At 69.5% G+C, this 11,659-nt stretch carries 11 protein-coding genes; 3 read left to right on the top strand and 8 right to left on the bottom strand.

Annotation, left to right across the window (positions count from 1 at the left end; all coding sequences use genetic code 11):
- The first annotated feature begins 38 nt into the window (after positions 1-38).
- Complete coding sequence (locus ACWIE7_RS10830) at positions 39-473, top strand: PH domain-containing protein (RefSeq protein WP_454058649.1); 435 nt, start codon at positions 39-41, stop codon at positions 471-473.
- Here the strand turns inward: ACWIE7_RS10830 and ACWIE7_RS10825 are convergent.
- Together ACWIE7_RS10825 and ACWIE7_RS10820 are read right to left on the bottom strand one after the other, a co-directional pair.
- Positions 366-1,217 carry a hypothetical protein gene (locus ACWIE7_RS10825; RefSeq protein WP_454069245.1) on the bottom strand — a complete coding sequence of 284 codons (852 nt, stop codon included), beginning with the start codon at positions 1,215-1,217 and terminating at the stop codon, positions 366-368. The two genes, ACWIE7_RS10830 and ACWIE7_RS10825, sit on opposite strands and share 108 nt — an antisense overlap.
- Entirely contained in the window at positions 1,214-1,879 is a 666-nt protein-coding gene (locus tag ACWIE7_RS10820) for a YhgE/Pip domain-containing protein (RefSeq protein WP_454069244.1), read from the bottom strand. Before ACWIE7_RS10820 ends, ACWIE7_RS10825 begins: the two co-directional genes overlap by 4 nt.
- Positions 1,880-2,050: 171 nt before the next feature.
- On the opposite strand from ACWIE7_RS10820, the gene ilvD reads away from it, so the two are divergent.
- Positions 2,051-3,889 (top strand): dihydroxy-acid dehydratase, encoded by a 1,839-nt coding sequence (gene ilvD / locus ACWIE7_RS10815; protein WP_452099951.1) that lies wholly within the window; start codon positions 2,051-2,053, stop codon positions 3,887-3,889.
- An 81-nt stretch (positions 3,890-3,970) separates the two neighbouring features.
- Here ilvD and ACWIE7_RS10810 read toward each other — a convergent pair whose 3' ends face one another.
- Positions 3,971-4,768: a DoxX family protein gene (locus tag ACWIE7_RS10810; RefSeq protein WP_452099952.1), complete on the bottom strand. Its 798-nt coding sequence runs from the start codon at positions 4,766-4,768 to the stop codon at positions 3,971-3,973.
- A 66-nt stretch (positions 4,769-4,834) separates the two neighbouring features.
- Between ACWIE7_RS10810 and ACWIE7_RS10805 the strand changes: the two genes are divergently transcribed.
- Positions 4,835-5,860 (top strand): oxidoreductase, encoded by a 1,026-nt coding sequence (locus ACWIE7_RS10805; protein WP_452099953.1) that lies wholly within the window; start codon positions 4,835-4,837, stop codon positions 5,858-5,860.
- A 36-nt stretch (positions 5,861-5,896) separates the two neighbouring features.
- Here the strand turns inward: ACWIE7_RS10805 and gatB are convergent, their stop codons facing one another.
- From gatB to gatC, 5 genes are read right to left on the bottom strand one after another with little or no spacing between them, the layout of a single operon-like run.
- Positions 5,897-7,378 (bottom strand): Asp-tRNA(Asn)/Glu-tRNA(Gln) amidotransferase subunit GatB, encoded by a 1,482-nt coding sequence (gene gatB, locus ACWIE7_RS10800; protein WP_452099954.1) that lies wholly within the window; start codon positions 7,376-7,378, stop codon positions 5,897-5,899.
- A gap of 10 nt (positions 7,379-7,388) precedes the next feature.
- Entirely contained in the window at positions 7,389-8,423 is a 1,035-nt protein-coding gene (locus ACWIE7_RS10795; RefSeq protein WP_452099955.1) for an ATP-dependent 6-phosphofructokinase, read from the bottom strand.
- Between the two features lie 45 nt (positions 8,424-8,468).
- On the bottom strand, positions 8,469-9,854 hold the full coding sequence (locus ACWIE7_RS10790) for a DHA2 family efflux MFS transporter permease subunit (protein ID WP_452099956.1): 1,386 nt from the start codon (positions 9,852-9,854) through the stop codon (positions 8,469-8,471).
- On the bottom strand, positions 9,851-11,305 hold the full coding sequence (gatA, locus tag ACWIE7_RS10785; RefSeq protein WP_452099957.1) for an Asp-tRNA(Asn)/Glu-tRNA(Gln) amidotransferase subunit GatA: 1,455 nt from the start codon (positions 11,303-11,305) through the stop codon (positions 9,851-9,853). The genes ACWIE7_RS10790 and gatA overlap by 4 nt, the downstream gene beginning before the upstream one ends.
- A complete protein-coding gene (gene gatC, locus ACWIE7_RS10780) occupies positions 11,302-11,601 on the bottom strand; it encodes an Asp-tRNA(Asn)/Glu-tRNA(Gln) amidotransferase subunit GatC (protein ID WP_230928699.1) in 300 nt (99 codons plus the stop codon). Before gatC ends, gatA begins: the two co-directional genes overlap by 4 nt.
- Positions 11,602-11,659 lie beyond the last annotated feature (58 nt).

Genomic DNA, 11,659 nt, shown 5'->3' with positions numbered 1-11,659 from the left:
GATCCCACCATGTGGACCGTGAGACACTGTCAAGCATCATGAGCGCGCAATTTTCAGCCCCCCTCCCGGAATCCACTCCCCGCGACCGGTCACTTTTCCGGGTCAATCCCATGTCGTACATCGTCATCGCGATCTTCCTGCTGGCGATCGCCTGGCCCGCGACGGCCTATCCGCTCGCGCTCGGCTGGCTCGTGCTGCTTCCGATCGCCTTCGCCTGGTGGGTGGCCCGCACCTCGACCAGACTCGACGACGAGGGCGTCCACCTGTCGACCTGGCGTAGCCGCCGGTCCGTGCCGTGGGACGAGGTCAAGGGCGTGATGTTCCCCAAGAACGGGTTCGCGCGCCTGGTCACGACCGAGGAGGCGTCACTGCCGATGGGCGGCGTCTCCTTCCACGACCTGCCCCGGCTCTCCCGGGCCAGCGGGGGCCGGATCCGCGACCCCTACAGCGCCACCAGCCCCGGCGACGACTGAGTCCCGCGCCTCTGCCTCACCGGTCCCTGATGAGCGTGTCCGGCTGACGCCGTTCCGGATCGGCAGCCCACTGGCCACACCCCTGCCCGCGGGCACCCGGTCCGCGACGGCCTGTCGTCGTAGCCCCATCCGCTCGTACAACAGCGTGACGGCCACCCCGAGGACCACGCCGGCGACACACCACCCGCTGAGCACCCAGACCGCGTGACCGAGGCCCGCGCCCCAGCTCGAGTCGAAGAACATGATCGACCGCAGCCCCAGGTACGCCTGGTGCATCGGCTGGAGGGAGCCGATCGCGACGAAGATCTGCGGCAGCATCTGAGTGGGTGTCGCCCCTCCTGACGTCGGGATACCCAACACGACGAACAGCACCAGGTTGACGAGCAACCCCGCGTTACCGATCGCCGCGAGTATCGCGTGGGCGCACACCCCGACCGCGACGATCACCAGGTTCGAGAACCAGAACATGTCCCACGCGTCGTACCCCGTCACACCGATGATGTCCGCGACCCACAGGCACAGCGCCGACACCAGCGGTGCCGTGACCACCGTGACCGCCCACTTCCGGAACATCGTCTGCAGACGCCCGAACGGCGCGACGTGCACGTGGAGCGCGAGCGGGCCGATCTCGAGCGGGATGAAGCCCAGCCGGGCATCGAGGAGATTCGAGATGATCATGGCCCCGGTGAACCCGGCCAGGATCACGATGAGCGCATAGAACATCGGCAGCGAGGCATTGGTCACCCCGTCCGGCAGCGGATTCCACTCGTCACATCGACCTCGACCGGATACTGCAGTGCCAGGGCCGCGGCGGCACCGATCTGTCGACCATCCGCATCGGCGAGCATCGTGGAATCGGACAGCAGTGTGGCCCCCATGCTCTCGTGGAGCGATGTCCGCATCCGTTCGGCGACCGTGTTCATGACCTGGCCCGACACGATCGAGACCCTGGGCGAGTACTGCAACGTGACCGACGCCCGTTCGGGGGACCCGCCGGACTCGCCCGCCTCCGTCGCCGCCGCGTTCACCAGGTCCACGACCTGCTGGCTCAACTCGGGCGGGATCCGTACCGCGCCGAAGTACGAACCGTCCCGCAGCCCCTCCTCCGCCTCCGCGGCGTCCACGATGTGCAGGCGCAACTTCTCCCAGTCATTGTTCTGCAGCAGGCCGGCGGTGATCTGGGTACCCACGTCGAGGGTCCGGGGCCCGATCGGCGTCTCGAGCGTCGCGCCCGCGTCCTCGTTGACGACGGCGACGGGAACATGCCGCGCGTGGGCCTGCGGATCCGCGGTGCCCCCCAGGTACATGAACGCCAGCAGGAAGAACAGTCCGCAGACGACAGCGATCGCCCCCGCGGAGTGCGAGGCGAACTCGCGGAAGCCACCAGTGTGTCCGGAATCGGTCATGCGGGTCCTCATTCACGTCTGACGTGCCGACCGAACGGCCGACCGAGAGAAGGGTAACCCCGTACCGGGGCGTATCGTGGGGAGGTCACGGCGCGTATGCCCCTCAACCGGGACCCGCCGCGCAGCCTTCCTGTTGACGACCACACAGTCACCGAATCGGATCGAGGTCCCATGCCGCCCCTGAGGTCACGAACCAGCACCGCCGGACGCAATGCCGCAGGGGCCCGGGCCCTCTGGCGTGCCACCGGGATGACGGACTCGGACTTCGGCAAGCCGATCATCGCGATCGCGAACTCCTACACCCAGTTCGTTCCGGGCCACGTGCACCTGAAGAACGTGGGCGAGATCGTGGCCTCGCAGATCGCCGAGGCCGGTGGGGTGGCCCGCGAGTTCCACACGATCGCCGTGGATGACGGCATCGCGATGGGCCACGCGGGAATGCTCTACTCGCTGCCGAGCCGCGAGATCATCGCCGATTCCGTGGAGTACATGGTCAACGCGCACACCGCGGACGCACTGGTCTGCATCTCCAACTGCGACAAGATCACGCCGGGAATGCTCAACGCGGCGATGCGTCTGAACATCCCCACCGTGTTCGTCTCCGGTGGGCCGATGGAGTCGGGTTTCTCCGTCGTCGTCGACGGGGTGGTCAAGGCCGGCTCCGATCTCATCACCGCCATCTCCGCCTCGGCCAACTCGGCGATCGACGACGACAACCTCGACGCGATCGAACGTTCGGCATGTCCGACGTGCGGCTCGTGCTCGGGCATGTTCACCGCCAACTCCATGAACTGCCTGACCGAGGCACTGGGTCTCTCACTGCCCGGCAACGGTTCGACCCTGGCCACCCACAGCGCGCGGCGTGAACTGTTCGCGGAGGCGGGCCGCCTGATCGTCGACCTGTGCACGCGGTACTACCGCGAGGACGACAGCTCGGTCCTGCCCAGGTCGGTGGCCACCAGGTCCGCGTTCACCAACGCGATGGCCCTGGACGTGGCCATGGGCGGTTCGACCAACACGGTTCTGCACATCCTCGCGGCCGCCCAGGAGGGAGAGGTCGACTTCGACCTCCACGACATCGAGGAGATCTCCCGTCGCGTGCCCTGCCTGGCCAAGGTGGCGCCGAATTCCGATTACTACATGGAGCACGTCCACCGCGCCGGCGGCATTCCGGCGATCCTCGGCGAGCTGTACCGGGGTGGCGTGCTCGACACCGACGTCCACTCGGTCCACTCCCCCTCCCTGGAGCAGTACATCGCGGACTGGGACATCCGGAGCGGCACTGCGACGGAGAAGGCCGTCGAGTTGTTCCACGCCGCCCCGGGCGGGGTGCGCACCATCGAGCCGTTCTCGACCGACAACCGCTGGGAGTCACTCGATACGGATGCACAGAACGGCTGCATCCACTCGGTCGAGCACCCCGCCACCGAGGAGGGCGGCCTGGCCGTCCTGCGCGGGAACATCGCCCCCAACGGCTCGGTCTTCAAGACCGCGGGCGTGTCCGAGGACAACTTCCACTTCTCCGGACCGGCCCGGGTGGTCGAATCCCAGGAGGAGGCCGTGTCCGTCATCCTGGGCAAGCAACTCCGGGCGGGCGAGGTCCTTGTCGTGCTCTACGAGGGGCCGGCCGGCGGCCCCGGTATGCAGGAGATGCTCCACCCGACCGCGTTCATCAAGGGCGCAGGGCTCGGCACCAAGTGCGCGCTGATCACCGATGGCCGGTTCTCGGGCGGGTCCTCGGGGCTGTCGATCGGCCACATCGCCCCGGAGGCGGCGGCGGGCGGCCCGATCGGGCTCGTGCGTGACGGCGACATCGTCACGATCGACGTGGCCACGCGCTCCATCTCGGTGGATGTCGACGAGGCCGAGCTGGATCGTCGTCGTCAGGAGAAGGGCCCGCTGCCCTGGCGCCCGTTCAAGCGTGACCGGAAGGTCTCGACCGCGCTCCGCGCGTACGCGTCGATGGCATCGTCGGCGGACAAGGGCGCGGTCCGCATCCTGCCGGACTGAAGTCGGGAACCTACGCGGGCCCGGCCGCCGGCCGGGCCCGCGCCATCCGAGTCCCTCGCAGCGCCCCGGTGCCCGGGCAGATCAGCCCGCGGTGACCGGGGCGCTGTTCCCGCTGGACGTGAGCGGGTTGGTGCCGTTGAGGAAGTACCAGACCAGTCCGGCGATCACGGCCGCGATGAGCAGCCAGATGATGCCGCTGAACCGCGGGCGGTGCGACCATCCCCACTTGCGGTCGACCGCCCACCGGCCGGGGCCGGTGAACAGCAGCGCGAGCAGGCTGGCCGCGTAGAGGACCGACGCCTCCAGGCCGCGGGTCGTCTCCCCCAGCAACGGGACGGTCTGGTCCCCGGTGAGTGTGATCGCCATGCCGAGTCCGACGAGACCGAACAGGCCGGCCACGGCGATCGGGGTCGCCAGTCCGATCACGAGCATCACTCCCGCCACCAGCTCGATCGCGCCGCCGGCGATCGCCAGTATCCGTGCCTGCTCGAACCCCGCCTCCGTGAGCGTCGCCGCCATACCGTCGATGCCGGGGCCGTTGAACAGCCCGAACAGCTTCTGCAGGCCCCGCAGCGTCAGCAGTACACCCACGGTGAGGCGGAGGATGAACAGCCCGAGATCCGTCGTCCCGCGCCTGCCGACCTCACCGCGCCCCTCCGGGGCGATGGTGGTGGGCTGCTCGCCGAACGGCAGCGGCGCCGAGACGTCGTAGCCGCCGGACTCGGCGAACTGCGAGTAGTCCGTCACGCCGGCCGCCGGGAATGCCGTGGTGGCGGCGTCACCGGTGGTCGCCCCCGAGGTGGAGGGGACGTCCAGCGGATAGTCGACGTCGTGGATGATCTCGGTACGGGCGTCGTCTCCGGGCTTTGAGGAAGTCACTCATCGACTGTAGGCCTCGCGCGGCGGCTGCGCCCCGAGGACACGGCGGGCCGTACTCTAGTCGGCATGAGATCGCTCGCGCTGCTCCTGGCCATGACGGTGGTGGTGTCCGGGTGCGCGAGATTCGACGACCGGCTGGACGATCCGTTCACGCCCGCCCCGGGCCCGGGGATGGGTGCCCCGCCCCCCTCGGGGCCACCGGGGTCGCCGCCGCCCCCGACCACGTCCACCGGCGGGCCGCCGGCCCCCGAGCCGGAGACCGGCCCGTGCGTCGATCCCGATCCCGCCGTGATCGCGACCTGCCTGGAACCCGCGGTCGCGGTCGCCGCGCTCGGCGACAGGGCCCTGGTCGCCGAGTCGACCGGAGGGGTGAAGATCGTCGGACCGGACACCTCGCCCGAGAATTTCGGGCGGGTCGACCCCCGCGGAGGCAGGGTCGCGGCGGTGGCGCCGTCGCCGGACTTCGACCAGGACAGGTTGGTCTACCTCCTCGTGGTGGGCGACGGCCCCACCCGGGTCGAGCGTCTCGCCCGCGGCGACACCCCCCGCACGGTCGCCGAGCTCCAGCCCGCGGAGACCGGGGGCATGGCCTTCGTCGACAATGTGCTCACGGTGGGCGTCGGGGACCAACTGGTCCGGTTCCCGGGGTTCACGGGTATCGGCCGGGCCGAGGGCCCCGAGGTGGTCGCCGGCGGCCTGGGTCGGATCATGGCCCTCTGTACCTTCGACAACGACCTGTTCGTCTCCACGATCTCGGACCGTGGCGCAGCGCTGCGCACTGCCGATCGTGTGGTGTGGACGTGGCCGGATCAGCGTTCGGCGGGTGGGTGCGCGGCCGCTGAGGGCTCCCTGTCGATCGCGCTACCCGACGCCGAGCGGGTCGACACCGTCGAGACCGCCGGGGGCGCCGCCAGGGGCCAGCCGAAGGCGATCGCCGAAGGCCGCTACGGGCGGCTGAGCGGACTCACCACGATCGCCGATGGCGTGCTGCTGGCCGGCACCGCCAACAAGGCGGGCGGCGCACCCGTGCCGACCGATGACCGTGCGGTGATCCTGCCACAGTCCGGTGGCGGCGGAGACGCCCGGACATAGGCCCCGGCGGGCGGGGCCCGCCGGGACTCCGGGTCCCTAGCTGCAGGCGGTGATGACCAGTTCCTTCACACGGGCCGGGTCGGCCTGCCCGCGGGTCGCCTTCATGACGGCGCCGACGATCGCGCCGGCGGCCTGCACCTTGCCCGAGCGGATCTTCTCGGCGATGTCGGGCTGGGCCGCGAGTGCGTCGTCGACCGCCTTCTGCAGTGCCGAGTCATCACGGACGACCTCGAGACTCTTGTCCGCCACGACCTGGTCGGGCTCCCCCTCACCGTCGAGCACGGCGTCGACGACCTGTCGGCCGAGCTTGTTGGTGAGCTTGCCCTCGGCGACGAGCTCGATCACGCGGGCGACCTGGGCCGGCGTGATGGACAACGCGTCGAGTTCCACTTCCCGCTTGTTGGCCTGCTGGGTCAGGTAGGAGACCCACCACGACCGGGCCTCCGCCGGGGTCGCTCCGGCGTCCACGGTGGCGAGGATCAGGTCGAGCGCACCGGCGTTGACGAGGTCACGCATCTCCTCGTCGGAGACGCCCCACTGCTCCTGCACGCGGGCGCGACGCACCCACGGCAGCTCCGGCAGGGTCGCGCGGATCTCCTCGACGAGGTCCGCCGAGGGCTCGACCGGCGCCAGGTCGGGCTCGGGGAAGTAGCGGTAGTCCTCAGCCGACTCCTTGGGACGGCCGGCCGTGGTGGTGCCGTCCCCCTCCTGGAAGTGGCGGGTCTCGAGGACCACCTCGCCGCCCTCGGCGAGGACGTCGGCCTGTCGACACATCTCGAACCGCACGGCCGTCTCGACGCTGCGGAGCGAGTTGACGTTCTTGGTCTCCGTCCGCGTGCCGAACTCAGCGGCGCCCTTCTCCATCAGGGACACGTTGGCGTCGCAACGCATCGATCCCTGATCCATACGGACATCGGAGACGTCGAGACTCTTGAGTAGATCCCGGAGCGCCGAGACGTAGGCGCGCGCGATCTCCGGTGCCCGCTCCCCTGCTCCGACGATGGGCTTGGAGACGATCTCGATCAGCGGCACCCCCGCCCGGTTGAAGTCGAGCAGCGAGTGGGTGGCCCCGTGGATCCGACCGGATGCCGAGCCGACATGGGTCGACTTACCGGTGTCCTCCTCCATGTGGGCCCGCTCGACGTCCACGCGCCAGGTGCTGCCGTCCTCGAGCTGGACGTCGAGGTAACCGTCGAAGGCGATCGGCTCGTCATACTGCGAGATCTGGTAGTTCTTCGGCTGATCCGGATAGAAGTAGTTCTTCCGGGCGAAGCGACTGTTCGGGGCGATCGAGCAGTTCAGCGCGAGACCGATCTTGATCGCCCACTCCACGGCCTGGCGGTTGGCGACGGGCAGCGCGCCGGGCAGTCCGATGCACACCGGACAGACCTGGGTGTTGGGCTCGGCCCCGAAGGCGGTCGGACAACCGCAGAACATCTTGGTGGCGGTGTGCAGCTCGACGTGCACCTCCATACCCATGACGGGATCGAAACGTGACACGACCTCGGTGAACTCCATGCGGAACAATCTAGCCGAAGAGGCAGGCGGCCTCGCGGTAGCGGTCCTCTGGAACGGTCTTGAGCACGGCCACCGCGTCCTCTACCGGCACCATCTCGATCGACTCGCCCCGCAGGGCGACGATCTGGCCGAAATCTCCACGGTGCACCGCGCGCGCCGCGTGCACCCCGAACCGGGTCGCGAGCACGCGATCGTAGGCCGTGGGCGTACCACCACGCTGGATGTGCCCGAGCACGGTCGTGCGGACGTCGCGATTCATCCGCGCGGAGATCGCGGCGGCCATCTGGTCCGCCACCCCCGTGAACACCTCGTGACCGAACTGGTCGGTGCCGCCCTCGCGGAGGGTCATGCCGGAACCCTCGACGGGGGTGGCCCCCTCCGCGACGACGCAGATCCCGTAGGCCTCACCCATCTGGAACCGACGACTCATCACCTTGCACACGTAATCGATGTCGAACGGGACCTCCGGGATGACGATCATGTGCGCGCCCGAGGCCAGGCCGGCGTGGAGCGCGATCCACCCCGCGTGCCGTCCCATCACCTCCACCAGCATCACCCGCTCATGGGACTCCGCCGTGGTGTGCAGCCGGTCGATGGCATCCGAGGCGATCGAGACCGCGGTGTCGAACCCGAAGGTGTAGTCGGTCCCGCCCACGTCGTTGTCGATCGTCTTGGGCACACCCACCACCGGGATGCCGTTCTCCGTCAGCCACCGGGCGGCCTTGAGCGTCCCGTCGCCGCCGATCGCGACCAGTGCGTCGATCGCGTGCCTGTCCAGCGTCTGCCGGATCTCCGGCAGGCTGGACCTGAGGGTGTCCGGATTGAGACGGCCTGTGCCGAGGATGGTGCCGCCGCGAAGCAGGATGCGGTCGATCCCCTCGTCGTCGAACAGCGGTACCGCACGGTCGTGCACCAACCCGGACCACCCGTCCTGGAAGCCCAGGACCGGCGAGTCGTATTCGGAATGGGCGGTCCGGACCAGCGCCCGGATGACCGCGTTGAGTCCGGGGCAGTCGCCACCGGCGGTCAGCACGCCTATACGCACGTGGAGCTCCTCTCGGTTCTCCCGCAGTCTAGGTGCGAGACGAGGTCAGCGCGCCGTGCTCACCGGCTGTTCACCGGTACGGAACGCCATCGTGGCCAGGCCGCCGAGCAGGACCACCACAGCGGGGAGGAACATCGCGTCCGCCACGGCCTGACCGACATCCCCGTGCGCCACGAGACGCGCTTGCATCAACGCACCGATCGCCGCGGAGCCGAGGACCGCGCCCACCTGGCGCGTGGTGTTGTACACACCCGACCCTGCGCCCGCCGACGCCAGTTCCAACTGGCGCATCGCGGTCGACGAGGTGGGCGCCCACACACACCCGTTGGCCACCCCCATCAGTGCGATCGGGCCGAGCAGCACCGGGATCGACGTGTGGGAATCCATGACGAGCGCCAGCCAGAACAGCGACACCGCGTACGAGAAGTAGCCGATGCCGGTGAAGATCCTGGGGTCGAGTCGGTCCGCGAGGCGGCCAACCAGCGGAGCCAGGATGCCGGCGATGATCGCCATGGGCAGCAGCATGAGTCCGGCGCTCGTCGGGCTGAGCCCCTTGACCCCCTGCAGATAGAACATCAGCGGGACCATGGTGCCGGCGGTGACGAACCCGATCGTCGATACGCCGAAATTCCCGATCGAGAAGTTGCGGTCGCGGAACAGCCGCAGCGGGACCAGGGGTTCGGTCCGGACGCGCGATTGCCACCACAGGAACGCGGCGACAGCGAGCACCCCCGCCACGACGAGCGAGATGGTGGTGGCACCCCAGCCGTGAGACTCGCCCTGCTGGATGCCGTACACGAGCCAGAACATCCCGACGGCCGACAGCAGGATGCCCGGGATGTCATAGGAGTGGCCGCGGGTCTCCATCTCGGGCACCCACAGCCAGACCAACACCACGGCGATGATCCCGAAGGGGATGTTGACGAAGAAGATCCATCGCCAGTCGAGGGCGTCGATGAGCACGCCACCGGCGACAGGCCCGACCACCGAGGCGATGCCGGCCACGGCGCCCCAGGCGCCCATCGCGGCGCCGCGCCGCGACGGCGCGAACACGCGCGTGATGACACTCAACGACTGCGGCGTCAGCAACGCGGCCCCGACGCCCTGGAACACCCTGGCCACGATGAGGGTCTCTATGTTCGGTGCGAGCCCACACCACAGCGAGGCACCGGTGAAGACCACCAGGCCGGCGATCGCCACCGTGCGGGGCCCGATCTGGTCGCCGAGCCGTCCGGTGAAAAGCAGCGGTACCACGTAGGCCAGCAGGTAGGCGCTGGTGACCCAGATGACCTGGTTGGTGGTGGCACCCAGCTGGGTGACAAACGCCTCGGTGGCCACCGCGACGATCGTCTGGTCCACCAGGATCATGAAGAACCCGATGACCAGGGCCGCGAGAGCCTTCCACGCGTCCCGCTCGGGGACCACGGTCACGCGATCGCGCCCCTCGCGGCCTCGAACGCCGCGCCGACCCGGTACAGGCGCTCGTCGGCCAGGGCCGGGGCCATGATCTGCATACCCACCGGCAGCCCGTCGACGAGGCCGCTCGGCACGGACATCCCACAGTGGCCGGCGAGGTTGAGCGGAAGCGTGCACAGGTCGAACTGGTACATCGCGACCGGGTCCTCCACCTTGTCCCCCAGCGGGAACGCAGTGGTGGGCGTGGTGGGCGAGACCAGGACGTCGACCTTCTCGTAGGCGCCGTCGAAATCGCGCGCGATGAGCGTGCGGATCTTCTGCGCCTGGCCGTAGAAGGCGTCGTAGTAACCGGCCGACAGGGCGTAGGTGCCCAGCATGATCCGGCGTTTGACTTCGGGGCCCAGCCCGGCGGCGCGGCTCGCCGCCATCACCTGATCGGCGGATCCCTCACCGGTACGCAGGCCGTAACGCATGGCGTCGAAGCGGGCCAGGTTGCTCGACACCTCGGACGGGAGGATGAGGTAGTACGCCGGCAGGGCGTACTGGAAGTTCGGGCACGAGACCTCCACGACCTCGGCGCCCAGACCTCGGAGGGTCTCGACCGCGGCCTGGAAGGACGCCTCCACACCGGCCTGGTAGCCGTCGCCGGAGAGTTCGCGGACCACGCCCACGCGGACACCCTTCAGGTCACCGCGCGCGCCTTCACGGGCGGCCGCCACCATGTCCGGGATGGCCACGTCCAGGCTCGTCGAATCGCCGGGGTCGTGGCCAGCGATCACCTGGTGCAGCAGGGCCGCGTCCTCGACGGTCCGGGCGCAGGGCCCGCCCTGGTCGAGCGACGAGGCCGATGCCACCAGGCCGTGCCGCGAGACCGTGCCGTACGTGGGCTTGACCCCGACGGTCGCCGTGAGCGCGGCAGGCTGACGGATGGAGCCGCCGGTGTCGGTGCCCACGGCCAGCGGTGCCTGGTTGGAGGACAGCGCCGCCGCCGAGCCGCCGCCGGAACCGCCGGGCGTACGGGTGTGGTCCCACGGGTTGCGGGTCGGCCCGTACGCCGAGTTCTCGGTGGAGGACCCCATCGCGAACTCGTCGAGGTTGGTCTTGCCGAGGATCGGGATACCAGCGGCGCGCAGTCGGGTGGTCACCGTCGCGTCGTAGGGCGACATGTAGCCCTCGAGCATCTTCGAGGCGCACGTGGTCGGCGCGTCGGTGGTGGTGAACACGTCCTTGAGGGCGACGGGAACGCCGGCCAGCGGTCCGAGCTCCTCGCCGGACGCCAGCCTGGCGTCGACGGCGCGCGCGGCCTCGAGTGCCGCGTCGGCGCCCACATGGAGGTAGGCGTTGATCTCGCCGTCGACCTCGGCGATCCGGTCCAGGTGTGCCCGGGTGACCTCTTCCGAGGAGACCTCGCGGGCGGCGATCCGTCCGGCGAGCTCGGCGGCCGTGGCGGTGGTCAGGTCGGTCATGCGTCCTCTCCCAGGATCTGCGGAACCTCGAAGCGCTGCTGGTCGGATTCGGGGGCCTGGTCGAGCGCCTGTTCCGGGGTCAATCCGGGCGCGACGACGTCCTCGCGGTACACATTGCTGATCGCGGTGGGATGGCTCATCGCCGGGACGTCGTCCGCGGCGACCTCGGACACCGTCTGCACGTGGACGAGGATGTCGGTGAGCTGCTGCGCGTACGAGTCCAGCTCGGCGTCGCTCAGATCCAGGCGGGAGAGCCTGGCCAGATGCGCGACGTCTCCGCGTGAGATCGAGGTCACGTGCCTGCCCCTTTCCGTGACGTGGTCGGTACCGGCCCAGCCTAGTCAGCCCGGATCG

This window comes from Dietzia sp. NPDC055343 (genome assembly GCF_053645265.1).
This window is presented reverse-complemented; position numbering and strand designations above follow the sequence as displayed.

Coding starts and splice junctions, on each gene's coding strand:
- ACWIE7_RS10830 (WP_454058649.1), top strand. CDS start 39: ATGAGCGCGCAATTTTCAGCCCCCCTCCCGGAATCCACTCCCCGCGAC.
- ACWIE7_RS10820 (WP_454069244.1), bottom strand. CDS start 1,879: ATGACCGATTCCGGACACACTGGTGGCTTCCGCGAGTTCGCCTCGCAC.
- ilvD (WP_452099951.1), top strand. CDS start 2,051: ATGCCGCCCCTGAGGTCACGAACCAGCACCGCCGGACGCAATGCCGCA.
- ACWIE7_RS10805 (WP_452099953.1), top strand. CDS start 4,835: ATGAGATCGCTCGCGCTGCTCCTGGCCATGACGGTGGTGGTGTCCGGG.
- gatB (WP_452099954.1), bottom strand. CDS start 7,378: ATGGAGTTCACCGAGGTCGTGTCACGTTTCGATCCCGTCATGGGTATG.
- gatA (WP_452099957.1), bottom strand. CDS start 11,305: ATGACCGACCTGACCACCGCCACGGCCGCCGAGCTCGCCGGACGGATC.